The organism is Desulfurivibrio nitratireducens (genome assembly GCF_044068515.1).
Classification (GTDB): domain Bacteria; phylum Desulfobacterota; class Desulfobulbia; order Desulfobulbales; family Desulfurivibrionaceae; genus Desulfurivibrio.
On the sequence record NZ_JBIPKI010000001.1, the window covers coordinates 28,543 to 52,901 of the forward strand.

A 24,359-nucleotide genomic window follows, 5' to 3' on the forward strand; every position below is an offset into this window, starting at 1 on the left:
AGGAGGAAGAGCATGAAAGTCGTGGCATTCAGCGGCAGCGCCCGCAAGGAAGGAAACACAACCACCCTGCTTAACGCCGCCCTGGCCGAGCTGCAGGCGGCGGGCTTAGAAACCGAGCTGGTGGAGTTGGCCGGCCAGCCGGTGAGCGGCTGTATCGCCTGCTACCAGTGCTTCAAGAAAAAAGACCGGCGTTGCGCGGTGGAGAAGGACATCATCAATGACTGTATCGCCAAGATGGAAGAGGCCGACGGGATTATTCTCGGCTCCCCGACCTATTTCGCCGATGTTTCGGCCTCGATGAAGGCTCTGATCGAACGCTGCGGCATGGTGTCCCGAGCCAACAACGACATGTTCAAACGCAAGGCCGGTGCCGGAGTAGTGGCGGTGCGCCGGGCCGGGGCCTACCATGTTTTCAGTTCCCTTAACGCCTTCTTCCTGATCGGCCAGATGATCGTGGTCGGTTCCTCCTACTGGAACATGGGGATCGGCAAGGATCCGGGCGAGGTCAAGAATGATCCTGAAGGCATGAAAACCATGGCCGATCTGGGCCGCAATATGGCCTGGCTGCTGAAGAAGATTCGCTAGGATTGAGGCAGAATGGTCTGCAGGCACTCCCGGGAGTGGACCTCTCGCTGGAGCAGCTGGCGGCTGTAATGATTGAGGAAATTAAGGGCCTCCAGGGCGTTCTCCGGGGGCAGTTTCAGGCGGCTTAGTTTGGTAATGGCCAGGTCCTGGGCCTTGGCCAGCAGCCTGGCGGTGGCTAAAGACATGGGGATCAGGCTGTGGCGGCGGCTTGCCCGGTTGCAGGTCCGGCAGAGCAGGCCGCTGTCGGCCAGACTGAAATGGTAGGGCCGCTCAGCCTGGTCCAGGGAGCCGCAGCGCAGGCAGCCGGCGAGGTTGGGCCGGTAGCCCAGCAGACCCAGCAGCTTGATTTCAAAGAAGATCACCAGGGGGTTGAGCTTTTCGGCGGCGGCGGGCGCTGCGTCGATGGCGGTCAGAACCCAGACCAGCAGGGGAAAAATTTCAGGATCGGCATCGGCCTCCCGGGTCCATTGCCGGACCAGTTCTCCTACCAGGCAGGCGGCGGCATAGCGCGCGTAATCCTGGCGGATGCAGGAAAAGGGGCGCAGCAATTCAGCCTGGTCGATCCGCACCAGTCCGCTGCTCCGGCTTTCTTCGTAACTGATTTCCAGCAGGGAAAAAAGTTCGAGCTTGTTGACGAAACGGATGCGGCTGCGCTGGGCCCCCTTGGCGATGCCGGTCAGTTTGCCTGTTTCCCGGCCGTAGAAAGTGGCGATCTTGTCGATCTCGCCGTGACTCTTTACCGCCAGGACCACGGCGCTTGTCTCTTTAAGATGCATCTAATGCTGACCCCGACGCTCTCTGGGTGTCTGCCGGACTCAGGGGAAGCGGAGATCGACGATCTCGCCGCTAAAGCCCAGGGGCGGCAGAGGCTCGCCATTGTAAAAAAGGCTGGCTCCGCCGGCGTTGCCGATGCGCAGGGCGATCTGCCGGCCAGCCTTCCAGGTGCGGGCGTCTCCGGGCAGCAAGGAGATTTCCCGGGGAGGAGCGTCATCCAGATTGACGCGGCCCCAGGTCTCTTCGACGAAATGCGCCACCAGGACGTGGACGGGAGTTGGGGCCGCAGCCCGGTCCGGAATGTTAACGCTGCTCGCCGCGGCGGCTGCCGGGCCGGTGGCGGCGGATGAAGCGGGCTCGGCTGCCGGTTCAGGAGCGGGGCCGGTTTCCGGGGTATCGCCGGTCTCTTCACCGGCTGCCGGATTTGCATCCAGGGCGGGCTGCTCCGTTGCCGGAGGTGGCGGAGGGCTTTCCGGGACGGCTTCACCAGGGGGATTTGGCAGCGGTAAAAGGGGGCCCGGAGCTTGGGGACGCAGATAGTTGCTATAGGCCCAGTAGGCCAAAAAAAGCGCCACGACCAAAACCAGCAGGATAAAGACATGGTTGCCGGTCAGGCGCCGGGGGGGGGCGGCCATGCTTTGGGCGGTAAGAACCTCGTCGATGTGGATTTTCTCGGTGGTGGCCGCCGTCGGCAGTTTCTGTTCCTGGATATGGAGGCGCAGGGCTTCTTCGGGGTCAAGCCCGAGATAGGCGGCATAGATTCTGACGAAACCGCGGGAAAAAACCGGGGCGGGCAGAGCTTGACTATTGTTGTTCTCGAGGGCTTCGAGGGTGGCGGCGTGAATGCGGGTAGCCGCCGCGGCTTCGGCCAGGGAAAGTCCCTTGGCGTTCCGGGCCTGGCGGAGTTGCTCGCCCAGAACACTGCTTTTTCCTTCGCCGCTCCCGGTTGTGGCGGCCGGCGCATGATCCGGGCCGGCTGAATTTGGTTCCCGATTGCCGGGGCTCATCGGGCGTCACTCGGAAAATTTTTCATGACCGCACGAGCCTCCTCACAGCATGATCCTGATGTAGGCGTCTTCCCGCAGGTTGCCCACCCATCTGGTGAACTGACTTTCCAGGGCCTGGCGATAAAGCAGTTCCCTGATCTCGTCCCTGGCCTCCTCGTAAGTCATTTGCGCCCGCTGATCGCCGCGGTCGGAAAGAAGTTGAAAAAACTGGTAGCCCGCCGGAGTTTCCAGCAGGGGGGAAAGTTCGCCGGGGGCCAGGCGGGGAATATGTTCCCGCATTACTCCCGCCAACTCATCCAGCTGAAAGACCCCCAGATCGCCCCCGTCGGCGCCGGATGGCAGGTCGGAATGGCGCCGGGCCACGGACCGGAAATCTCCCCCGGCCAGCACTTCCTCCCGGGCCTGCTCGGCTCGGCGCCGGGCCTCCCGGCGGGCTTCGGCATCTTCAGCTCTCCAGACAAAGCCCATTTGCAGAATATGATAGGCGGCCTCTTCCTGCCGGCCGGCGAAGTTTTCCAGGTAGTATTCTCGAATCCGGCTTTCGGGGATGACCACCCGTTCCCGGACTTCCAGATTGAGCAGGCGTGACTGCAGGATTTGGGAACGTAAGTCTCGGCGATAATTGGCCAGGGTGGTTTGGTTGCGGCGCAGGTCGCGGATCAGCTCCTCTTCGCTGATTCGGTTATCGGCCAGGATTTGGGCCAGAGCCTCGTCCACCTGCCGCTCACCGACCACGATCCCCCGTTTGGCCGCGTGTTGTTCCACCAGCAGCCGGTCGACCAGGCCGGCCAGAATCTGGCGCCGGGCTTCGGCCAGGACGTTTTCATGCTCCGCGGCCGGCACCTGCTTGAGAATCTGCTCCCGGGCCGGGGCCACCTCCTGCTCCAGTTCCGACCAAGTGATCACTTCGCCGTTGACCTCGGCCACCACCCGGTCGACCACCCGGGCTGACAGCGCCTGGGGGGCCCAGAAGATTGCCGCCAGCAGCAGCGCCAGACCCGGGGCGGCAATTTCAGCCCGGCACAATTTTTTCAAATTACCCAAGATAGCGAACATCATTGAGGAATATCATCCCCCATGAGTGCGCGCAACAACTTTTTGATTTCGTTGAAGAGGGTGGCGATGGAGGGCTTGGGCGGCAGAGGGCTGATCAATCGAGCCTGGGGAGTAAAGCGCAACCCTTTGCGGCGCTGGTTGACCAGGGCCAGGATGCGTTCGGGGGGGACCGGGGTGCTGGGGTGGAAGCTGAAAACCAGGGCCGCCGGACCCTGTTCGAGCTTGCTGATGCCCAGCTTGGCCAGCCGGTTTTTCAGGGAGATGATCTCGAAAAGATTGGCGGTTTCCGGGGGCAGGGGGCCAAAACGGTCGGCGAATTCGTCCTGGATATCGGCCAGGGCGGGATCATCGGCGGCGGCCGTAATTTTACGGTAGGCCAGGTAACGCTGGTTGACATCCTCGATATAATCGGCCGGAATATGGGCGGCGATGGCCAGTTTGATTTCCGGCTCGATCTCCTCTTCGACCATAGTTTCCTCCGGAGGGGCATCGCCGCCGGCGGCATCCGGTTGCCGGGCCCGCCGCTTGAGGTCCAGCACCGTTTTTTGCAGCAGTTCGAGATACATGTCATAGCCCACCGCGGCGATGTTGCCGCTCTGTGATTCGCCCAGGATATTGCCGCCCCCCCGGATCTGGAGGTCGCTCAGGGCCAGCTTGAAGCCCCCGCCCAGTTCGTTGTAGTCCATCAGGGCCTGAAGCCGGCGGCGGGCCTCGCCGGCCAGATCGTCCAGGGCCGGGACCAGCAGGTAGGCGTAGGCCTGCTCGCTGCTCCGGCCCACCCGGCCCCGCAGCTGGTAAATTTCAGCCAGGCCCAGGCGGTCGGCCCGGGTGATGATGATGGTGTTGGCGCTGGGAATATCGAGACCGGACTCGATGATCGTGGTACAGACCAGAACATTGATTTCCCGGCGGACAAAGCGGACCATGATCTCCTCGAGCTGCTTGCCCGGCATCTGGCCGTGGGCCACCGCCACCCGGGCTTCCGGGACCAGCTGCTGGACTTTGGCCGCCACCTCGTGAATGTTCTGGACCCGGTTGTGGACCACGAACACCTGGCCGTCCCGGCCCAGTTCCCGGTGAATTGCTTCCCGGATTACCAGATCGTCGTGGCGGGCGATGAAGGTTTTCACCGTGCGCCGCAGGCTGGGCGGTGAGCTGATCACCGACAGATCGCGGACCCCGAGCAGGGAAAGCTGCAGGGTGCGGGGAATGGGCGTAGCGGTCAGGGTCAGGACATCGACTCCGGCTCGCAGCCTTTTCAGGCGTTCCTTGTGGCCGACCCCGAAACGGTGTTCCTCGTCGATGATCAATAGGCCCAGTTTCTTGAATTTGACGTCGGCGGAAAGGAGGCGATGGGTGCCGATGACAATATCCACCTGACCGGCGGCCAGTTGAGCGACGATTTTTTTCTGTTCGGCCAGGCTCCGGAATCGGTTGAGGCTCTCCACCCGCAAAGGAAAACCGGCCAACCGTTCGCGGAAGGTGGCGGCATGCTGTTCGGCCAAAACCGTGGTCGGCACCAGTAGAGCCACCTGGGCCCCATCCTCCACCACCTTGAAGGCCGCCCGGACGGCGACCTCGGTCTTGCCGTAGCCGACATCGCCGCAGACCAGCCGATCCATGGGCCGGTCGGAACAGAGATCGTCCATGACCTCGTTGATGGCCTGGAGCTGCCCGGGCGTTTCGTCAAAGGGGAAGGACTCCTCCAGTTCGTGATACATTTCGCCGGGGGCGGAAAAGGTGGTGCCGGCGGCGAGCTGGCGCTTGGCGTAGAGGTTGAGCAGGTCCCGGGCCACTTGCCAGACCGCTTTTTTGATCCGGTTGCGGGTGGCCAGCCAGGTCTTGTCGCCCAGCTTGTCCAGGTTGGGCTCCTGCTCCGCCACCCCCTTGTACTTGCCGACGCTGTTGATCTGGTCCACCGGAATGAAGAGCTTGTCCTCGCCCCGGTAGCGGATTTCCAGATAGTCATTGGTGATTCCCCCCAGCTCGATGGGGGTCAGGCCCTGGTAGATCCCGATTCCGTGCCGGCGATGGACCACCAGATCGCCGGGGTTGATTTCATCGAAATGGGAAATTTTTTCCGCCGGGGCCCGCCGCCGGGTTTTGGCCGCGCCCAGCCGGCGCTCGCCGAAAAGCTCGGCCTCGGAAAGCCAGTGCAGTTTTTCCTCGACCAGGTCGAAGCCGCTGCTCAGCGGTTGAGGGGCCAGAATCAATTCCCGGCTGGCGGCCGAGGAGAGAGCTTGCCGGTCAACCATGCCTGGCGGGGGCCCGGATTCGGTTTGGCGGCGGCAGGCAACCCCGTGCGCGTTCAGCATTTCTTCCATCTGGGCGGCATGGCGGGGGGAGCGGCAGGCCAGAAAAACCTGTTCGCCCCGGGTCTGCCACTGTTGGATCCGCCGGGCCAGGGGGGCGAGCAGCCCTTGGCTGGGGCGAGCCAGATCAAGTTCCTGCTTGAGCAGGACATGGTTGCCGGCGCTGACCGTGAAACTGCGGCGGTTGTCGGGGTCAGTTCCCCCCAAGGGTAGGAGCCGGGCCCCCGGCCGCGCGGCCAGTTGCTCCAGCAGTTCGGCGGCGGACAAAAAAAGCTCCGCCGGGGCCAAAGCCGGCTTGGCGGCGGCCTCCAGTTCCTGGAAGTTGGCCCGCACCCTTTCGTCGTGCAGGCTCAAGCCTTGCCGGAGGCGGGGATAGTCCAGGGCCAGGATCAGGGTGGCGGCGGGCAGATAACTTAAAGGGGAGACCGCCGCGGGTTGGAAGAGCGGCAGAAAAAAGCGATCGCCGGCAAAAGGCCGGCGGGTCTGCAGGCAGTCAAGGAGGCGGGCGCTTTCAGCTCGGTCCCAGCCCCGTTCGTCGGTCAAGCGCCGGAAGCGGCCGAGCATGGCCCGGTGGGCGGGCGAATCGGCCGCGGGGTAGAGGGTGTCCCCCACCGGCAGGATGATAACTTCCGCCAGCTCTTCGATGGAACGCTGGCTGACCGGATCGAAATGGCGGATGGATTCAACGGTGTCGCCGAAAAAATCAAGGCGGAGGGGATACTCCCGGCCCGGGGCGAAAATATCGATAATTCCGCCACGGACACTGTATTCCCCCACTTCCTGGACCAGGGCCGCCTGTTCATAGCCTCCGGCCGCCAATCGTTCGAGGAGCTGGCGGGGATCGCTCTCCTCGCCGCTGATCAGCAGCTCGGCCAGCCCGTTCAGTTCCTGGCCGGGCTGGGTTTTGCCGAGCAGGGAAACGGCGCAGGCCACAAAAACAAAGGGCCCCGTGGCGCTCAGGGCCTGGTAGAGGGCGGCGGTCTGGGCCGCGGCCACCCCGGGATCGGTCCGCAGGGGGGCGTAGGGGGGCACCTCCGCATCGGGATAGAAAATCACCGGCAGGGTGGAGAACAGGCCCAGATCTTCGGCCAGCAGGCGCGCCTCTTCGGGGCTGGGGCAGAGACAGAGCAGGGGTCTGCCCAGGCCGCCGGCCAAGCCGGCAAACCAGGCGGCTGCTCCGCCCCGCAGCCCGTAGAGGTCAAGCGGCGTGGAGCTGCGCCCAAGGGCGTCAAGAATATGATTCATGGGAAAGCTTCAATTTCAAAGGACAAGATTCAAGGGCAGGATGCAGAAGGCAAGGGTTGGTGACCGGCGGCGGACATGATAAGTCTGGTCCTCGAACGCCGGCCCTTGAACCTAAAAAACCCCACCGATGCTGAAATCCCAGACCGTGCGACGTTCATCCGGTTCGGGGTCGAGGTTGTAGCCCCATTCCAGGCGCAGTGGGCCCATGGGCGAGAGCCAGCGGAAACCGAAACCGACGCTGGATTTGAGATCGCTCGGGTCCCAGCTTTCATCCCTGGTATAGACATTCCCGGCGTCGAAAAAGATCAGGCCCTTGAGATTGATATCGCGGACAATGGGGAAAATCCATTCGCTGTTCATGTACCACATTCTTTCGCCGCCGATCCGGTCGTTGTTGTCCGGAGCCGGATCGCGGGGGCTGATGGTGGCGGTTTCAAAGCCGCGCATGGTGCGCAGGCCGCCGAGAAAAAACTTTTCATAAATCGGCAGGCGACCGTCTTCGTTTTCCCGGATATAGCCCATGGAGCCCTTGAGCCGGAAGGTGGTATCGTTGAGCCAGGGGTTGTTGCTCGCCTTGAGAACGGGAATCCGGTCCCAGGGGAAGAACCAGGTAGTGGCGCCCTCCACCCGGGTGAAGGCGGTATCGCCGCCGAGCCAGCCGCCGGCGTGCTTGATGCCGATGTCCTGGATCGATCCGCGGGTCGGATCCATCCGGTTGTTGCGGGTATCCCGGATCAGGCCCAGGCGAACGTAGCTGTTGGCCTTGAGATCCATGGAGTCGATGATCCAGCGCGAGGCGGTGGGCAACACGTCGGTCAGGGTGTTGGTCTCGTAGCCGTAACCCCAGTAGGCCTGCCATTTCTCCCAGATCGGGTAGCCGAAGCGCAGGGCCCCGCCGGTGGACTCCTTGGTGTAGTCGATGTACTCCCGTTTCCAGTTGTAGAGATCGAAGCCGAAAAGCAGCTTGGAGTCGTCGAGGCGGGGATCGGTGAAGCTCAGGTTGTAATGGGTGGCATTGGAGCTGAAATCGGTCTGGAAGGCCAGGCGCTGGCCTCGGCCCATGAAGTTGTCCTGGCTGATCTGCCCCATGAACATCAGTTTGTCCATGGAACTGTAACCCGCTCCGATACTGAAGGTGCCGGTGGGTTGTTCCTTGACCTCGATTTGGACATCCATCAGATCGTCCCGGAGCAGGGCGGGCTCGGGATTGATGTTGACCTCCTCGAAAAAATTGAGTCGCTGGAGATTTTCCATGCTCTTGCGGATCGCCCCGGTATCGAAAATGTCGCCTTCCCGCACCTTGACCTCCCGGCGAATGACGTTGTCCCGGGTTCTGGTGTTGCCCCGGATGATGATCCGGTTGATATGGACCAGCATGTTCTTTTCCAGATGGAAAACGACATCCATCCGGCGATTTTCGTCATCCCGGCTGATCATCGGATCCACGTCGGTAAAGGCATAGCCCTCACTGGCATAGCGGTCGGTGAGGCGCATCATGTCCTGCCGCATGATATCCCGGCTGAACCAGGTCTCCTGGCGCAGCTGGATCAAGGCCAGCAGTTCTTCTTCCGGGGCGAGAAGTTCCCCGGCCAGGGCGATCTCACCTACCTGGTAGCGCTCGCCTTCCTCGATATGGAAAGTGATGGCCAGGCGGTTGCCGTCCTGGTGAATTTCCGGCTCGCCGACCCTGGCGTCGATGAAGCCCTGGTTATGATAAAAAGCGGCGATCCGGGCCCGGTCCTGGTCGAGGATATCCGGCTGCAGGCGCCCGGAACGGGTAAACCAGGAGAAAATCCCCTTGGTTCGGGTATTCATGACCTTACGGATCGGCCGGGGCCGAAAGGTTTCGTTGCCGGTAAAACTGATCTCCCGGATATAAACCCGCGGGCCCTCCTCAATCTCGAAGCGAACGTTGACCATGTTGCCGGTGGTTTCGAGTATTTCGGTGGTTACCTGGGTATCGTGATAGCCTTTTTCCTTGTAGAGCTGGCGGATACCATCGGCGGCCTGATGGACCAGGCGGGTGTTGATGATGGTGTTGGGAACCACGCCGATGCTTTCGCGGATCTCTTTTTCGTTGAGGCGCCGGTTGCCGCTGATAATGACCTGGCTGATAACCGCCTTTTCGCTGACCACGAAGGTAACCCGGGTGCCCTCGGGCCCCTCGTCGGTCCGGATCTGGACATCATCGAAGAAACCCATGGCGAAAATCGCCCGCAGATCTTCCCGCAGGCGCTCGGGATCCAGGCGGTCTCCGGCCCGGCTGGAAACCCGGCGGAGAATGGCGCCGGCCCCGGTTTTGTCATTGCCTTCGATGTGGATGGCGCTGATCAACCGGGCCGGTTCGGTGTAAGTCATAATATCGTCACCCAGCCGGGCCAGGGCCAAAGGCAACCGGCCGGCGTTTTGGGCCTGCTCGGAAAAATGGCGCGGCGCGGCCTGGTCGGCCAGGTCGAAAACCGTGGCATCGATACTGAACTGTTCCCCCAGTCGGGTCAAACGAGCGGCGACCACGTAACGGGTGGCGGCCGGGACCGGCAGAGCGGCCAGTTCCGCCGGCGGCGGCGGCCAGGCGGTTGGGTCGGCCAGCAGGTCGCCGACCTGGTTCCGGGAAAGGGTGACGATTCCGTGGGTGGCCTGGAGTTCCGCCAGGGCGTTGTCGGCCAGGGCGGTCAATTGGTCTCGGTCGTCGGGGGCCAGAACCTGCAGGGGCAGAAACAGGGTCCCGCTCGGGGAAGCAGAAGCGGCCGCTCCGCCGGCCAAGGGCGGGAACACCAAGAGCAGCAGGGCGAACAGGAGCAAAAGCAGCCCGCGGTTCAGCCTTTGCGCCGGCGCCGGGAGCAGGGCGACGGGCGCGGGGGCAGGAGAAAAGCAGGCCCAGCGGCGGGAGGAGGAATTCAAACAGCCGGAAGTTTTCTGCGGCGTCATGGGCTACCTGGCAGGGTCGGGATTAATAAGGGGCCGGGGGCCCCCGGAGATTGGAAGCGGAACCGGAATCTGGGATGCTTAGCAGGCATTGCCGGTACTGTCAAGAGCCAAGTCGGAGCCGGGCCTGCAACCGCCGGGGCCGAACCGGTCCGCCGGAAAAAATTCTCTCCTGAAGCCCGGAGGAGCGGGCGGGTCGCCGTTAAGCTAAAGGGCCATCAGCTCGGCATGGTGAGCTGATCGGCGGATATTTCCCGCAGGCGTCCGTTCTCCAGCCGGAGGACCCGGTTCATGCGGGCGGCCAGTTGATAATTGTGGGTGACCATGACCATGGCCAGGCCGCGGGAGGCGTTTAGCTGACAGATCAGTTCAAAGACCGTCTCACCGGTTCTGGGGTCGAGGTTGCCGGTGGGTTCGTCGGCCAGCAGCAGGGCGGGCTCCATGATCAGGGCCCGGGCAATCGCCACCCTTTGCTGTTCCCCCCCGGAGAGTTCGCCCACCCGGTGTTCGCTGCGGGCCTCCAGGCCGACGTCGGCCAGCAGGCTGACGGCCCGCCGGTTGATTTCGCTGGGAGTCAGGCCGGCGATTAAGCCGGGCAGCATGACGTTTTCCAGGGCGGAAAACTCCGGCAGCAGATGATGAAACTGGAAGACGAAGCCGATGCTGCGGTTGCGGAAAGCGGCCAGTCGCTCGGGGGACTGGCTGAAGACCTTTTCCCCCTGGTAAAGAACCAGGCCCGAAGTGGGCCGGTCCAGGGTGCCGAGGATATGGAGCAGGGTGGTCTTGCCGCTGCCTGAGCTGCCGACCACGGCAATGGTTTCCCCGGGCAGGATGACCAGGTCCAGCCCCTGTAAAATCTCCAGGGGCCGGGGCTCGGGGAAACGTTTGCCGATGTTCTGTAATTCAACCAACGGGGTCGTCATTATCCGTTCACTTCAGGTGGTTAGAAATTTCCAGGCCTAAGCCGATTATTGCCGCTTGGGTCCTGAGTTGCGGCTCGGCCGCCCCCTGGGGTCGCTTTATTCGTAGCGCAGGGCCACGGCCGGATCTACCCGGGCGGCCCGCCAGGACGGATAAATGGTGGCGAGGAAGGTGATCAATACCGCCGCGGCGGAGATCAAAGCCACATCCAGGGGCAGCACCTGGACCGGCAGGGTGGCGATCGGGTAAACCTCCGGCAGATCGATAAAGCGATAACGGCTCAGGATTTCGCACAAGGTCAGGCCCACAGTCACTCCCAGGCCGGTGCCCAGGGCGCCGATGACCAGGCCTTCGTAGATGAAAATGCGCATGATGCTGGCGTTGGTGGCCCCCATGGCCTTGAGGATCGCGATATCCCGGGTTTTTTCCATCACCACCATGATCAGGGTGCTGACGATGTTGAAGGCGGCCACCATCACCACCAGGGTCATGATCACCGACAGGGCCGCCTTTTCCAGGGCCAGGGCGGAAAAGATATTGCGGTTCATGCTCATCCAGTCCCGGGCACTGTAGCCCGGTCCCAGTTCCTGGTTTATGGCCAGGGCAATCCGGTCGGCCCGGTTGATGTCAGCCACCCGGACCTCGAGGCCGTGTACCGCCCGGGGACTCAGGTCCATGAAATCCCGGGCCGTGTCCAAATCGAGATAGGCCAGGGAAGAGTCGTATTCATACATCCCCGAGGCGAAAATCCCCACCACCAGAGTGGTCTTGATTCGGGGCAACACCCCCATCGGGGTCAGGGGACCGGAAGCGGAAAGCAGTTTGACCCGGTCGCCGGGGATCACCCCCAGGTGCTGGGCCAGATCCTTGCCGAGGATGATGCCCGGCGCCCGGCGACTCTCCGGCGGCGGCCGCAGATCGCCCCAATCCCCGCTTTCCAGGTAATCGTTGAGCCTGAGGACCTCGTTGACCGTGGCGGGGTCGATGCCGCGGATAATCGCGCCGGTTCCCCCGACCCCCCCGGTGATCATGGCCTGGCCGTAAATGTAGGGGGTGACTCCGGTTACCCCGGACAGGGCGGCTATCCGGGCGGCCGGGTCGCGGTAGTCGAGCATTTCGAGCCCGGGCTGCTGGACCACGATATGGGAATTGATCCCCAGGATTTTATCGCGGAACTCGGCGGTGAAGCCGGTCATCACGGCCAGGACCACGATCAGGGCGGCCACTCCGACCGTGACCCCGGCCACCGAGATCAGCGAGATCAGGGAGATAAAGCCTTTGTGGCGCTTGGCCTTCAGATAGCGCCGGCTGATAAACCACTCAAAGCTCATTTTTTTTCCGGGCGCAGATGGGGGAAAAGAATCACGTCGCGGATCGAGGGCGAATCGGTGAGCAGCATGGTCAGGCGGTCGATGCCGATGCCCTCGCCGGCCGCCGGCGGCATGCCGTATTCCAGGGCCCGGAGGAAATCCTCATCGAGAACGGGGAAAATCTCTTCGTCCTCCCCCCGTTCGGCAATCTGCTTTTCCAGGCGGCGCCGCTGGTCGTCGGGATCATTGAGTTCGGAAAAGGCGTTGGCCATTTCCCGGCCGGTGATGAACAGCTCGAAACGGTCGGTAATCTCCGGGTTGGCTTCATTTTTGCGGGCCAGGGGAGAAACTTCGGTGGGGTAGGCGGTAATGAAGGTGGGATCAATCAGCTTTTCCTCCACCAACAGTTCAAAAAGCTCGGTCTTGACCTTGCCGATGCCGGCCTGGGGTTGCAACTCGATGCCTCGCTCCAGGGCCATTTTTTTCAGGGCGGCGAAATCCTGCAGCAATTCCGGGCTCAGGCCGCCGATCTGCTGCAGGGCGTCGTCCATGGTGTAGCGCCGCCAGGGCGGAGCCAGATCCACCTCCCGGCCCTGGTAGCTGATCTGCATGGAGCCGCAGACTTCAACGGCCACCCAGGAGATCATCTCCTCGGTCAACTCCATCAAATCCTCATGGGTGGCGTAGGCCTGGTAGAACTCGAGCATGGTGAATTCGGGGTTGTGGCGGGTGGAAAGGCCTTCGTTGCGAAAGTTGCGGTTGATTTCAAAAACCCGCTCAAATCCCCCGACCAGCAGCCTTTTGAGATAAAGCTCGGGGGCGATCCGCAGGTAAAGATCCATGCCCAGGGCGTTATGGTGGGTTTTGAAGGGCTTGGCGGTGGCCCCGCCGGCAATGGGCTGCATCATCGGGGTTTCCACCTCGAGGAAGCCCCGGTTGCTCAAGAAGTCCCGGATCAGGTGGATGATCTCCACCCGTTTGCGGAAGGTGTCGCGGACTTCCGGATTGACCATCAAATCGACGTAGCGCTGGCGGTAACGGGTTTCGATGTCGGTCAGGCCGTGAAATTTTTCCGGCAGGGGGCGCAGGGACTTGGTCAGCAAGCGCAGGGCCAGGGCCTGAATGGTGACCTCGCCGGTCTTGGTGCGGAACAGGGGGCCGGAGAAGGCGGCGATGTCGCCGATATCGATTTTTTTGAAAACAGCGAAAGCCTCCTCGCCCACCTCGTCGCGTTTGATATGGACCTGGACCTTGCCGGTGCCGTCCTGCACATGGAGAAAGGCGGCCTTGCCGAATTTGCGCAGGGCCATGACCCGGCCGGCCACCGACTTGGTGCCCCCGGCCAAAGGTGCCTCGAGGTCGCGGTCATTGCCGGGCAGCAGGTCGATGATCCGGTGGCTGGGCTTGAAATCATTGGCATAAAGGTTGACGCCCTGCCGGGCCAGTTCCGCGGCCTTCTGGCGCCGCTGGGCGATGACTTGATTGCTTTCTTCCATTCAGATACTCCCCCGCAGGGTTTGCTTGTTTTTAGCATGGCCGGCCGCCAGCCGGCGCAGAGGCCCTCGGGCCGGGAGAGCTGGCCGTAAATCATGAAAAGCCTCGATGACCGGAAGCGTCAACGGGCATTCCGGCCCGCTTGCCGTCTCCTCCGGTTTTCCGGGCCCTTCAGGGTAAAAAAAATATCAGCCAGCTCTAAACTCAAGAAACTAAAAATTTTTGCGCAGCAGGCTGGTCAGATCGCGGGTCAGTTCCAGGACCCGTCGGGCCTCGGCCGGGTTCAGCGAGCCGGTGCCGCAACTTGGCGTGATCAGGCTCTGCTGGAGGATCCGGGCCAGATCCCACTCTCCGTTGACCAACTGCTCCGCCTGTTGCTGCCAGCGGGCGGCCAGGGAGGAAGCCGTTTCCTGGGCGATGGCCTCCGGTTCGGCGGTGGGCACCAGGCCCCAGGCCAGGATGCCGCCCCGGTCGAGAAAGGCGTAAAGGGCCTTTTTACTGCCGATCAGGCGGTCAAAAAAACCGTAAGCGTCAAAGCTCAGAATGTCCAGCCGGCGCTCGAGGAGAAAATCCCAGTCGGTATTGGCGCAGACGTGGATGCCGGCCAGCCCCCCCGCCTGTCGGACCGCGGTGAGAACTTCGTCCAGATCGCGGCCGATTTCCTCGAGCGAGACGCTGATGTAGGCCGAGGAGCCGAGGCCGGCCAGGGCCGGTTCGTCCAGGAAGATCAGTACCGGCTTGCCGGCCGCGGCCAGAAAGCGCGCCTGCCAGGCCGCCCGCAGGGCCAGGCCCTTGACTACGATCTCGTGGATGGTGGGATCGTACCAGGCGTCCTGGCGCTGTTCGTCCTTGAGCCCGGTCAGCAGGGTGAAGGGGCCGGTGATCTGGCCCTTGACCGCCCGCAAACCGGCCGGCGGGCTCTGGGTCAGCCTGGCCTGCAATTGATAAAGACCGGGTACCCGGGCCGGACTGCTGGCGAAAAGGGACTCATCGAGCCGGGCCGGGTCCTCGGCGGCGGCCAGGTAGGCCTCGAAAAAGGCCAGGTGCCGCTCGGCGAAGTCCAGTGAGCTGGTGCGGAAAAAAGCCTTGCCCGTTTCTTCGCAGAAACCGGGCAGATTTTCGCTGAACTGCTGGAGCATGCCCTCGGCCGGATTACCCGGCAGTTGGGGCCAGAGGGGAATTTCCGGGGTATGGGCCAGGATCAGCTCCAGGGCCTCTTCATAATCATGCACCGGCAGGCTGCCGATCAGGGTGGCGGCGCCGGCCGGCAGGAACTCGCTACGCTCGGTCATGGAAAAATCCGCTGGTTTCTGTATTGCCGGGATGGACGCAATCATGGGGCCGCCGCAACTCGGCAAAGCTTTCCGTTCACCGGTGGACGGCTGCAGACTAGCTAGCAATAATAGGGCGAAATGTCAATGGAATTAAAGGGCTGAGTTATTGCTTGCCGTGGCGGATTCGCAACCGGTTAATTATGCATAATATTAAGAGTGACCTGTTTTGAGCATAATTGTTCAATGATTTGTTCTTCGTCGGACAGAGAGCGATGAGATCCCGGCGCAGTTGAGGTGAGCCGGGAGTGCGATCTTGGGACGTGTTGCCTCAATAGAAAAAGTAACCGGAGGTGTCAGATACGATGCCTCACATTGGAGGTTACCGGGACGAGTTGAAAAATAGCCTTCAGTTTCTCTTCAATGCGGCGTTTTAGCTCAAAGGGGTTGAGGGAAAAGGCGAGACCGCGCAACCGTTGTTTTTGCACCATGTCGATGCTTTCGCAGGTCAGCGCCCGTTCATAGACTGATTGGATCTGCTTCACCACGCCCTTGGTGCCCTTGTTCCAGGTGGCTCGACATTCAGTCCATCTCGTGAGAATGTCGGTCACGGTGAGGCTCCAGACGAAGTCGCCGGCGAGGCTGTTGCCGCAATGAGCCACGGTGTCGGCCTCCAAGTATCCCGGTAGCGTTATATCCCAGTTTGATGTGCGGATTGGGATTTTGTTCTTCAGCAGAGTCCCCGGCTTGGTCCCCGTCAGCTCTTTGCAAGGAGCATCCGCCCGGAGATCTCGCAACAGCCGATCCAGGGTGGCCGGCGAGATCAGGGCCAACAACGCGCTGACTTCCCGGTCGTATGGAGTATGTTCCGCCTCGTCATGGGGCATCCACAGGGGCAACGCCGCCTTGAGCCGCTTGCCGCACATCTGGTCGGTGGCAAGCCAGATGCGCCGGATAACCCGGATCAATCCGGGATGATTGTATCGCGCCTTGCGGCCAACTAGCCGGGCCGGAGGCCTTGCCGCATGTTGTTGCGACAAGAGACGAATCGCGTATTTGCGCTGATAGTCGCACACGGCACAGAATTCGTCGAGTATTTTGCTCTTTTGCTCACGGCTCGCCTTGCGGTAGCGATCGCGAATTTTAGCGAGATATGCATCTTTTTCTCGTCTGCCCATAGCTGGTAACCTCCTGATATCCTTGGTTACCAACTTTTTGAGGCAACGAACCTGTTTTTCCCCTTTTCAAGGGAGGCCTTCGGTTACATTCATTATGAGGCAATTCGGGAGCCAACGGCATGTGGTATCGCGCTTGACGCTCCCCTAAAAGTTGAGTACTCTTACGTGGTTTTTTCCCTCCACGGACCCACGGCGGGGAAGGGAAAAAACGGACCAAATGTAAAGAGCGAGGGTGGCGGAACTGGCAGACGCACTGGACTTAGGATCCAGCGGGCAACCGTGGGGGTTCGACTCCCCCCTCTCGCACCAGATAACTCAGGTCCAAGGATAGGATAAACTTAAACCGCTGAATACATTTTTTATTAACCATATAATTTAAGGATGCCGATATGCAGGTTCGCGTTGAAGAAGTAAGTTCACTCACCCGGAGACTGGAAGTGGTTCTGCCCCGGGAAATGGTCGCCGGAGAGCTTAATGCCGCTTATGACAAGCTCAAGGGTGAAATCAACCTGAAAGGTTTTCGCAAGGGCAAGATCCCCCGCAAGGTGCTGGAAAAAAATTACGGCCCCAAAGTCCAATACGATGTCGCCGACCGCCTGATCCAGGAAAGCTATTTCGACGCCCTGGAGAAAGCCGAACTCGATGCCGTGGTTCATCCCGAGGTCCGGGAGCACCGCTTCGAGGAAGACGGTACTTTTTTCTATCAGGCCGAAATCGATGTCCGGCCGGCTTTTGAACTGGGTGAGTACAAGGGGGTTGAAGTCGAGCAGGCCGAATTGACCGTTAGTGAAGAGGATATCGATGCCGAGTTGGAAAACCTCCGCCGCCAGACCGCTCCCCTGCAAAGCGTTGCCGACCGGGCCATTGCCGCCGGGGACATCGCGGCGATTGATTTCAGCGCCTTTGATCAGGGCGAGGAAATGAAAAATGTCGGCGGCCGGGATTTTTCCGTGGATGTCGGCAGCGGTCAGATCGGCCCGGAGTTCGAGGATAACCTGGTGGGGCTCAAGGCCGGCGAGGAAGCGACCTTTACGGTGGATTTTCCCGCCAACTTTCCCAACATGATTCTGGCCGGCAAAAGCATTGAGTTCAAGGTCAAGGTCAAGGATGTCAAGGAACGGGTCCTCCCGGAACTCGACGATGAATTCGCCAAGGATGTCAACGCCGAATTCACCACCCTGGCCGAGCTGCGCGATGATATCCGCCAACGGCGCCTGCAGGCCCTGGAAGATGGGCGCCGGGGTGATCTGGTTGACAAAGTGATGACGGAGATTCTCAAAAACCACGAATTTGAAGTCCCCCCCCGACTGGTGGCCTACGAGATCGAGGCGATGATCAAGGAGTTGGAGACCAACCTGGAGAATCGGGGCTTGAGCCTGGAAGCGGCGGGGATCAACCGTGATTCCCTGGTCGAAAAATACCAGGAGGGGGCCGCCAAGCGGGTGCGGGGCGACTTCATCCTGAAAAAAATCGCCGCCAAAGAAGAGATCAGAGTGGCCGACGAGGATATCAACCGGGGCTTTCAAAGGATCGCCGAGCAATACAACATGCCGGTGGAAGAAGTGAAAAAATACTTCCACAGCCGCAACGAACTGATGCCCTTCATGCATGAACTGCTGACCGAAAAAATCCTCAATTTTCTGGTCAAGGAGGCCAGGATCAAGACGGTGGCGGCCCCGGCGGCGCCGGCGGAAACCGAACCGGCCCAGACCGAGGAGGAGGCGTCATGAGCCTGATTCCCTTTGTCATCGAACAGACCCCCAGGGGGGAACGCTCCTACGATATTTATTCCCGCCTGCTCAAGGAACGGATCATTTTTCTCGGTACCGGTGTCAATGATGAAGTGGCCAACGTGGTCATTGCCCAGATGCTCTTTCTCGAGGCCGACGATCCGGACAAGGACATCACCTTTTATATCAACTCCCCCGGCGGGGTGGTCACCGCCGGCCTGGCCATATACGATACCATGCGCTACGTCAAGTGCGACATCGCCACTCTCTGCCTGGGCCAGGCGGCCAGCATGGCGGCGGTACTGCTGGCGGCGGGTACCGCCGGCAAGCGTTACGCCCTGCCCAACGCCCGGATTCTGATCCACCAACCCATGGGCGGCTTTCAGGGTCAGGCCACCGACATTGATATCCACGCCCGCGAAATTCTGCGGATGCGGGCGGACTTGAATAAAATCCTGGCCAATCACAGCGGCCAGAAACTGAAAAAAATTCAAAAAGACACCGAACGTGATTATTTTATGAGTGCCGAGGAGGCCAAGGCTTACGGAATCATCGACAAGGTTCTGCTTGAGCGGACCAATATCAGCGAGGATGCCTGATAATGGCGAAGAAAAAAAGTGACGAAAAGGGAATTGCCTGCTCCTTTTGCGGTAAGCCCCAGAGTGAAGTCAAGAAGCTGATTGCCGGCCCCACTGTTTATATCTGCAACGAGTGCATCGATCTCTGCAACGAAATCGTCAACGAGGACCTGCGCCAGCAGGATAGTGGCGCGCCCGGCGCCCCTTCGCTCAAACCCGCGGAGATCAAGGCCCTGCTCGATGACTACGTGATCGGCCAGGATCGGGCCAAGCGCAGCCTGGCGGTGGCGGTGCACAACCATTACAAGCGGGTTGAGGGCGAGAGGGACGGCGAGTATCCGGATGTCGAGCTTCAGAAAAGCAATATCCTCCTGATCGGTCCCACCGGCAGCGGCAAGACCCTGCTGGCCCAGACCCTGGCCCGGATTCTCAACGTGCCCTTCACCATTGCCGATGCCACCACCCTGACCGAGGCCGGCTATGTCGGCGAGGATGTCGAAAACATCCTGGTCAGCCTGCTCCAGGCCGCCGACAACGATGTCGGCCGGGCCAGCCGGGGAATTGTCTATATCGATGAGATCGACAAGATCGCCCGCAAGTCCGACAGCGCCTCCCTGACCCGCGATGTCTCCGGCGAAGGGGTGCAGCAGGCCCTGCTCAAAATCATCGAGGGTACGGTGGCCAACATTCCCCCCAAGGGCGGCCGCAAGCATCCCCAGCAGGAGTATATCAAGCTCGATACCTCCAATATTCTCTTCATTTGCGGCGGCGCTTTTGTCGGGCTCGACCAGGTGATCCGCCAGCGGGTGGGCACCAAGTCCCTGGGTTTCGGAGCCCGGGTGGTGGGCAAAAGCAAGAAGAAGACCGGGGAGATCCTGGCCCAGGTGGCCTCCGAGGATCTGCTGCGTTTCGGCCTGATCCCCGAACTGGTGGGGCGCCTGCCGGTGCTGGCCACCATGGACGAACTGGAAGAGGTCGACCTGGTGCGGATTCTTCGGGAGCCGAAAAACGCCTTGACCCGGCAATATGAAAAACTCTTCGCCTTTGACGGCATCCGCCTGCGCTTCACCGAAGGCGCCTTGACCGCCATCGCCCGCGAGGCCATCAAGCGCAAGGCCGGGGCCCGGGGGTTGCGGTCGGTGATGGAAGAGGCGATGCTCGATGTGATGTTTGAGTTGCCGTCGCAGGAAAAAGCCCGCGAATGCGTGATCAGCGAGCAGGTCATCACCAACCGTGATTATCCGGTGGTGCTTTACGACAACGAAGAAAAGAAGAGCGCCTGATTTGCCATGAGTGACTCCACGGCCGGCCGCACCGTCTATCCCCTGATGCCGCTCCGGGATATCGTGCTTTTTCCATACATGGTAGCCCCTCTGGTGGTGGGACGGGAGCGTTCGATCAAGGCCCTGGAGGAGGCGATGAACGCCCGCTCCGAGATATTTCTGGCCGCCCAGAAGGATGCCGCCGAGGAAGATCCCGAAGAGGATGATGTCCACGAGGTGGGGACGGTGGCGGTGGTCATGCAACTGCTGCGCCTGCCCGATGGCACCATCAAGGCCCTGGTGGAGGGCAAGCGCCGGGCCCGGGTGATCAGCCATCTGCCCCATGCCGGAATTTTCATGGTCGCGGTGGAGGAGTTGCCCGACCAGGCCGATTCCTCGCCGGAATCCCTCGCCTTCATGCGCGAACTGCGCTTGACTTTCCAGGATTACACCCAGCATTACAAGCGAGTTCCCGCCGAGGTGGTCAAGTCGCTGGCCCGGATTAATGATCCGGCCAAGTTCGTCGATGTCCTGGTGGCGCATCTGCCGGTCGGAACCGAGGAGAAGCAGCGGGTGCTGGCTACTCTCTCTTTGGCCGAGCGCTTCGAGCTGGTACTCAGACTGCTCCACCAGGAAATCCAGATCGCCCAACTGGAGGAGAACATCCGCGGCCGGGTCAAAAAGAAAATGGACAAGACCCAGAAGGATTATTACCTGGCCGAGCAGATGCGGATTATCCAGAAGGAGATGGGGGTCAAGGATGAGACCGCCGCCGGGCTTGCCGATCTCGATAAGCGAATCCGGGAGAAAAAGCTGCCCCAGGCGGCCCGGGAAAAGGTCGAGCATGAACACAAGAAGCTTAAGCAGATGCCGGCGATGTCGGCCGAAGCAACCGTGGTCCGCAACTACATCGACTGCATCCTCAGTCTGCCCTGGCAGGAAAAAAGCGATAGCCGGCTCGATCTCGAACTGGCCGAGCGGATCCTCGACGAGGATCATTACGGCCTGAGCAAGCCCAAGGAGCGGATTCTCGAATATCTGGCGGTCAAGGCCCGGGTGGAGAAGCTCAAGGGCCCCATTCTTTGCCTGGTGGGGCCGCCGGGGGTTGGCAAGACTTCGATCTGCAAATCGGTGGCCCGCTCCATGGGGCGGCGCTTTGAGAGACTTTCTTTAGGCGGGATCCGGGACGAGGCCGAAATTCGCGGCCACCGGCGGACCTATATCGGGGCCATGCCCGGCAAAATTCTGCGGGCGATGCAGAAGGCCAAGGTGGCCAACCCGGTCCTCTGCCTGGATGAAGTGGACAAGATGAGCATGGATTTCCGGGGGGATCCCTCCGCCGCCCTGCTGGAAGTGCTGGATCCCGAGCAGAACGTCGCTTTCAGCGACCATTATCTCGATCTGGAATACGATCTTTCCGACGTTTTTTTTATTACCACCGCCAATACCCTGGCCGGGATTCCCGCCCCTTTACAGGACCGGATGGAGATCATTCGGATCAACGGCTATACCGAAGAGGACAAGGTCGGCATCGCCCAGGGTTTCCTGGTTCCCAAGCAGTTGGAGGCCAACGGCTTTGCCGCCGGTGATATAGTTTTTTCCGCTCCGGCCCTGCGGGAGATTATCCGCCGTTATACCCGCGAGGCCGGGGTTCGCAATCTTGAGCGCAGCATCGCCGCGATCTGCCGCAAGGTCGCCCGCGATCGCCTTAAACACTCAAAAAGCGAGAAAAAATATCGTCTGACCCCGGCCGCCGTGGCCCGTTATCTAGGGGTGGCCAAGTTCCGCTTCGGCCTGGCCGAAGAGGAGGACCGGGTGGGGCTGGCCACCGGCCTGGCCTGGACCGAGGTGGGCGGCGAGTTGCTGCAGATCGAAACCGCCCTGATGCCCGGCAAGGGCAAATTGACCGTCACCGGCAAGCTCGGCGAGGTCATGCAGGAATCGGCCCAGGCGGCCCTCAGTTATGTCCGGACCCGGGCCCGGTGCCTGAATCTGGCCCCGGATTTTTATCAGAAGCTCGATATCCATGTCCATGTGCCGGAAGGAGCCATCCCCAAGGACGGACCCTCGGCCGGGATTACCATGGCTACTTCCCTGGTTTCAGCCCTGCTGCAGCTGCCGGTGCGCCGGGATCTGGCCATGACCGGGGAGATTACCCTCCGGGGCCGGATTCTGCCCATCGGCGGGCTGGTGGAAAAACTGCTGGCGGCCAAGCGGGGCAACATTCGGCGCATCCTGATTCCCAAGGAAAACGAACGCAACCTGGCCGAAATCCCGGCCAAGATTCTCAAGGATCTGCAGATCGAGCCGGTGGACAATGTGGACCAGGTTCTGGAACGGGCCCTGGTTTTGCCGGCCGGAGAAACGCTGTTCCGGAACGAAGGAGAAGCGGCGGCCGGTGATGATGCCCGGTTGACGCCGGCTTGCCTGGCGCCCCTGGAGCATTCCTCGCCCCAATGAGGTTTTGCCCCGGCCGGGACCTCAGGCCCAGCCTGGAGCAGCGCTGCCGCAGCGCCACCTTTTTTGCTTGACGAAAAGCCGGCCCCATGGTTAATAGGGTGCCTTATCGGGATGGGCGAATAGCTCAGCTGGGAGAGCATCGGCCTTACAAGCCGAGGGTCACAGGTTCGAGCCCTGTTTCGCCCACCATCCTTTTTCAGGGGTTGTAGCTCAGCCGGTTAGAGTGCTGGCCTGTCACGCCAGAGGTCGCGGGTTCGAGCCCCGTCAACCCCGCCAGAAAAAAACAAAGGGAAATCAAGCGAGCATGCTTGGTTTCCCTTTTGTTTTTGGGGCCTCGCCCATTACCCAGCCCTAACCCTTTCATTGCTGCTTCCCAGCCCCCAAACTCTCGTGAGTATCGCAGCAAACCGGCTTCGACTAGCGCAATGGCTCTGCGATCAAAATCTGGCGATTTGAAGTTGGCGATACTTTTTCCTTGCCGCCTTTTAAACTAATGCGGCAAAATATTCGCAGTCACAAGCGCGGAATAGTCGGCAAAACTATTGGAAGGAGGGGACGATGATGACAAATGTCAATGAAGTCAACGGCATAAACGTCGAGCAGTTGATGGCAACCATTGAACTTATCAAAGGACAACCGGCAATCGCTCAATTCAAGTTCAGAGCCCAAAATAAATGGCTTAACGGCACCCATAATCACGCGACAGTAAAAGATTTTTATGGGGCCTTGCAAGAAGATGACTCCAGAACTGTGATGGATTTTGAAATTGATGAACCGCCGGTCCTGTGTGGATCGAACTTGGGAGCAAATCCGGTTGAGTACCTGCTTGTTGCCCTCTCCGGATGTCTGACCACCAGTCTGGTGGCCCACGCGGCCGCCAGAGGGGTCAGGCTCACCCAAGTCCAATCCAGGTATGAAGGGGAACTGGACCTCCAGGGATTTCTGGGAATCTCAGACCAGGTCCCGGTCGGTTATAAAAGTATCCGGGTTTATTTTACCATCGAAGCCGATGTAGACCGGGACCGGAAGGAGGATCTGATCAGGATGGCCCAGAAGTACTCTCCGGTATTTAACAGCATTGCAAAATCCGTAGCTGTTGTCGTGCAGCTTGACGAGCACTAAGGTCAGGCTCTGTTGCCGAGATTCTCGGCAGAATCTTGGTCAAGCACCGTCATCTGCCAGGTGGGCCGGCCCGAAAAAGGCTAATTTTCCTGTGAGCAAGGATGATCCCGCCTTGCCGCCCCCCGCGGTGGAGCGCCAGGCCGAAGATCAAGCGCCAGGGTTACCCGGTTCCAGGCATTGCCAATCATCCCTCGGCGTGCTATGTTGCTTCCCGGTCCGATCTTTAGGGCTGTGGCGCTCGCAGGCCTGACCTTGAGCGGCCTGGATGGGGCGCCATGATTGGCCGGATCTTAAGAACTGCTGTTCCTGATGAATCGCAAGCGCTGACCGGGGCCGGGTAGTTGTGAAACCGGCCTGCCCGGCAGGCCGGTTCCACAACTACCCGGCCCCGCCATCTCAAGAAAGGAGATATGGTATGATCAAACTTCTGTTGGCTTTTTTGGTGCTTACCGCCATGATGTCGGTCGTTGGAACCAAGGCGGTAGCCGCCGAGCCCGTTAAAATTGTTTTGCAGACCTCGGAAGGCCGGATCATGCTGCAGCTGGACCCGGACAAAGCGCCCGAAACCGTCCGGAACTTCCTGGGCTATGTTGAGGCCGGTCATTACGATGGGACTATTTTTCATCGGGTGATTCCGGGTTTTATGATTCAGGGAGGAGGCTTCACCGCCGGTTTTCAGCAGAAGCCGACCCGATCGCCGGTCAGCAATGAAGCCGACAACGGCCTGAAAAACCGGCGGGGCACCATCGCCATGGCCAGAACCATGGATCCCCAATCCGCCACGGCCCAGTTCTTCATTAACGTGGCCGATAATGAATTTCTCAATTTCCAGAACCCGACTCCCCGGGGCTATGGTTATGCGGTTTTCGGCGAAGTTGTCGAAGGGATGGAGGTGGTTGATCGCATCGTGGCAATTCCGACCGGCCCCGCCGGACCATTTCCTTCCGATGTTCCAAGGACTACGGTCCTGATCGAGAAGGCGGAACTGCTCAAGCCGGGGGCGGAGCAGTAAGCCGGCCAAGCGGCCGGTTTCGGCTTTTCCTTGCCCTTTTGTTGGCTGCCGGGGTACCGGCCGGCCCGCTGATTTGGCGGCTATTAAGGCACCGGGGATATTTTCCCTGCTTTGTAA

General features: G+C 60.8%; 17 protein-coding genes and 3 tRNA genes. 10 read left to right on the forward strand and 10 right to left on the reverse strand.

The features are described from left to right. The first annotated feature begins 12 nt into the window (after positions 1-12). Positions 13-585, forward strand: coding sequence for a flavodoxin family protein (locus ACHHTY_RS00100; RefSeq protein WP_395492002.1), 573 nt, complete (start codon positions 13-15; stop codon positions 583-585). Here the strand turns inward: ACHHTY_RS00100 and recO are convergent. From recO to ACHHTY_RS00150, 10 genes are all read right to left on the reverse strand, one after another. Further along, positions 582-1,361, reverse strand: coding sequence for a DNA repair protein RecO (gene recO / locus ACHHTY_RS00105; protein ID WP_395492003.1), 780 nt, complete (start codon positions 1,359-1,361; stop codon positions 582-584). The genes ACHHTY_RS00100 and recO overlap by 4 nt on opposite strands. A gap of 39 nt (positions 1,362-1,400) precedes the next feature. Next, complete coding sequence (locus tag ACHHTY_RS00110; RefSeq protein WP_395492004.1) at positions 1,401-2,366, reverse strand: helix-turn-helix domain-containing protein; 966 nt, start codon at positions 2,364-2,366, stop codon at positions 1,401-1,403. Between the two features lie 42 nt (positions 2,367-2,408). Next, on the reverse strand, positions 2,409-3,425 hold the full coding sequence (locus tag ACHHTY_RS00115; protein WP_395492005.1) for a peptidylprolyl isomerase: 1,017 nt from the start codon (positions 3,423-3,425) through the stop codon (positions 2,409-2,411). Next, positions 3,422-6,979 carry a transcription-repair coupling factor gene (mfd, locus tag ACHHTY_RS00120; RefSeq protein WP_395492006.1) on the reverse strand — a complete coding sequence of 1,186 codons (3,558 nt, stop codon included), beginning with the start codon at positions 6,977-6,979 and terminating at the stop codon, positions 3,422-3,424. The genes ACHHTY_RS00115 and mfd overlap by 4 nt, the downstream gene beginning before the upstream one ends. Positions 6,980-7,090: 111 nt before the next feature. After that, the gene (bamA, locus tag ACHHTY_RS00125; protein WP_395492007.1) at positions 7,091-9,907 is read right to left on the reverse strand and encodes an outer membrane protein assembly factor BamA; all 2,817 of its coding nucleotides are present in this window, start codon (positions 9,905-9,907) and stop codon (positions 7,091-7,093) included. Positions 9,908-10,122: 215 nt separating this feature from the next. Next, positions 10,123-10,827, reverse strand: a complete 705-nt coding sequence (locus ACHHTY_RS00130; RefSeq protein ID WP_395492008.1) for an ABC transporter ATP-binding protein — start codon at positions 10,825-10,827, stop codon at positions 10,123-10,125. 96 nt (positions 10,828-10,923) lie between these two features. Then, the gene (locus tag ACHHTY_RS00135) at positions 10,924-12,156 is read right to left on the reverse strand and encodes a lipoprotein-releasing ABC transporter permease subunit (protein WP_395492009.1); all 1,233 of its coding nucleotides are present in this window, start codon (positions 12,154-12,156) and stop codon (positions 10,924-10,926) included. Beyond that, positions 12,153-13,631 (reverse strand): lysine--tRNA ligase, encoded by a 1,479-nt coding sequence (gene lysS / locus ACHHTY_RS00140; protein WP_395492010.1) that lies wholly within the window; start codon positions 13,629-13,631, stop codon positions 12,153-12,155. Before lysS ends, ACHHTY_RS00135 begins: the two co-directional genes overlap by 4 nt. A 210-nt stretch (positions 13,632-13,841) precedes the next feature. Further along, on the reverse strand, positions 13,842-14,921 hold the full coding sequence (locus ACHHTY_RS00145; RefSeq protein WP_395492011.1) for a uroporphyrinogen decarboxylase/cobalamine-independent methonine synthase family protein: 1,080 nt from the start codon (positions 14,919-14,921) through the stop codon (positions 13,842-13,844). 335 nt (positions 14,922-15,256) lie between these two features. Beyond that, complete coding sequence (locus ACHHTY_RS00150; protein ID WP_395492012.1) at positions 15,257-16,078, reverse strand: hypothetical protein; 822 nt, start codon at positions 16,076-16,078, stop codon at positions 15,257-15,259. Between the two features lie 226 nt (positions 16,079-16,304). Here ACHHTY_RS00150 and ACHHTY_RS00155 point away from each other — a divergent pair. The 9 genes from ACHHTY_RS00155 (at position 16,305) to ACHHTY_RS00195 (ending at position 24,242) form a co-directional block, all read left to right on the forward strand. Continuing rightward, positions 16,305-16,387 (forward strand) — tRNA-Leu (locus ACHHTY_RS00155). A gap of 80 nt (positions 16,388-16,467) precedes the next feature. After that, positions 16,468-17,808, forward strand: coding sequence for a trigger factor (gene tig / locus ACHHTY_RS00160; protein ID WP_395492013.1), 1,341 nt, complete (start codon positions 16,468-16,470; stop codon positions 17,806-17,808). Next, complete coding sequence (clpP, locus tag ACHHTY_RS00165) at positions 17,805-18,407, forward strand: ATP-dependent Clp endopeptidase proteolytic subunit ClpP (RefSeq protein WP_395492014.1); 603 nt, start codon at positions 17,805-17,807, stop codon at positions 18,405-18,407. The genes tig and clpP overlap by 4 nt, the downstream gene beginning before the upstream one ends. A gap of 2 nt (positions 18,408-18,409) precedes the next feature. Beyond that, the gene (gene clpX, locus ACHHTY_RS00170) at positions 18,410-19,669 is read left to right on the forward strand and encodes an ATP-dependent Clp protease ATP-binding subunit ClpX (protein ID WP_395492015.1); all 1,260 of its coding nucleotides are present in this window, start codon (positions 18,410-18,412) and stop codon (positions 19,667-19,669) included. A gap of 6 nt (positions 19,670-19,675) precedes the next feature. Beyond that, positions 19,676-22,108, forward strand: coding sequence for an endopeptidase La (gene lon / locus ACHHTY_RS00175; RefSeq protein ID WP_395492016.1), 2,433 nt, complete (start codon positions 19,676-19,678; stop codon positions 22,106-22,108). Between the two features lie 113 nt (positions 22,109-22,221). Then, positions 22,222-22,297 (forward strand) — tRNA-Val (locus tag ACHHTY_RS00180). 10 nt (positions 22,298-22,307) lie between these two features. After that, positions 22,308-22,384 (forward strand) — tRNA-Asp (locus ACHHTY_RS00185). A 282-nt stretch (positions 22,385-22,666) separates the two neighbouring features. Next, positions 22,667-23,230, forward strand: coding sequence for an OsmC family protein (locus ACHHTY_RS00190; protein ID WP_395492017.1), 564 nt, complete (start codon positions 22,667-22,669; stop codon positions 23,228-23,230). Between the two features lie 415 nt (positions 23,231-23,645). Beyond that, positions 23,646-24,242 carry a peptidylprolyl isomerase gene (locus ACHHTY_RS00195; protein WP_395492018.1) on the forward strand — a complete coding sequence of 199 codons (597 nt, stop codon included), beginning with the start codon at positions 23,646-23,648 and terminating at the stop codon, positions 24,240-24,242. Positions 24,243-24,359 lie beyond the last annotated feature (117 nt).

Excerpts from the sequence above, each read along its gene's own strand:
- ACHHTY_RS00100 (WP_395492002.1), top strand. The coding sequence starts at position 13 with ATGAAAGTCGTGGCATTCAGCGGCAGCGCCCGCAAGGAAGGAAACACA.
- recO (WP_395492003.1), bottom strand. The coding sequence starts at position 1,361 with ATGCATCTTAAAGAGACAAGCGCCGTGGTCCTGGCGGTAAAGAGTCAC.
- ACHHTY_RS00110 (WP_395492004.1), bottom strand. The coding sequence starts at position 2,366 with ATGAGCCCCGGCAATCGGGAACCAAATTCAGCCGGCCCGGATCATGCG.
- ACHHTY_RS00115 (WP_395492005.1), bottom strand. The coding sequence starts at position 3,425 with ATGATGTTCGCTATCTTGGGTAATTTGAAAAAATTGTGCCGGGCTGAA.
- mfd (WP_395492006.1), bottom strand. The coding sequence starts at position 6,979 with ATGAATCATATTCTTGACGCCCTTGGGCGCAGCTCCACGCCGCTTGAC.
- bamA (WP_395492007.1), bottom strand. The coding sequence starts at position 9,907 with ATGACGCCGCAGAAAACTTCCGGCTGTTTGAATTCCTCCTCCCGCCGC.
- ACHHTY_RS00130 (WP_395492008.1), bottom strand. The coding sequence starts at position 10,827 with ATGACGACCCCGTTGGTTGAATTACAGAACATCGGCAAACGTTTCCCC.
- ACHHTY_RS00135 (WP_395492009.1), bottom strand. The coding sequence starts at position 12,156 with ATGAGCTTTGAGTGGTTTATCAGCCGGCGCTATCTGAAGGCCAAGCGC.
- lysS (WP_395492010.1), bottom strand. The coding sequence starts at position 13,631 with ATGGAAGAAAGCAATCAAGTCATCGCCCAGCGGCGCCAGAAGGCCGCG.
- ACHHTY_RS00145 (WP_395492011.1), bottom strand. The coding sequence starts at position 14,921 with ATGACCGAGCGTAGCGAGTTCCTGCCGGCCGGCGCCGCCACCCTGATC.
- ACHHTY_RS00150 (WP_395492012.1), bottom strand. The coding sequence starts at position 16,078 with ATGGGCAGACGAGAAAAAGATGCATATCTCGCTAAAATTCGCGATCGC.
- tig (WP_395492013.1), top strand. The coding sequence starts at position 16,468 with ATGCAGGTTCGCGTTGAAGAAGTAAGTTCACTCACCCGGAGACTGGAA.
- clpP (WP_395492014.1), top strand. The coding sequence starts at position 17,805 with ATGAGCCTGATTCCCTTTGTCATCGAACAGACCCCCAGGGGGGAACGC.
- clpX (WP_395492015.1), top strand. The coding sequence starts at position 18,410 with ATGGCGAAGAAAAAAAGTGACGAAAAGGGAATTGCCTGCTCCTTTTGC.
- lon (WP_395492016.1), top strand. The coding sequence starts at position 19,676 with ATGAGTGACTCCACGGCCGGCCGCACCGTCTATCCCCTGATGCCGCTC.
- ACHHTY_RS00190 (WP_395492017.1), top strand. The coding sequence starts at position 22,667 with ATGATGACAAATGTCAATGAAGTCAACGGCATAAACGTCGAGCAGTTG.
- ACHHTY_RS00195 (WP_395492018.1), top strand. The coding sequence starts at position 23,646 with ATGATCAAACTTCTGTTGGCTTTTTTGGTGCTTACCGCCATGATGTCG.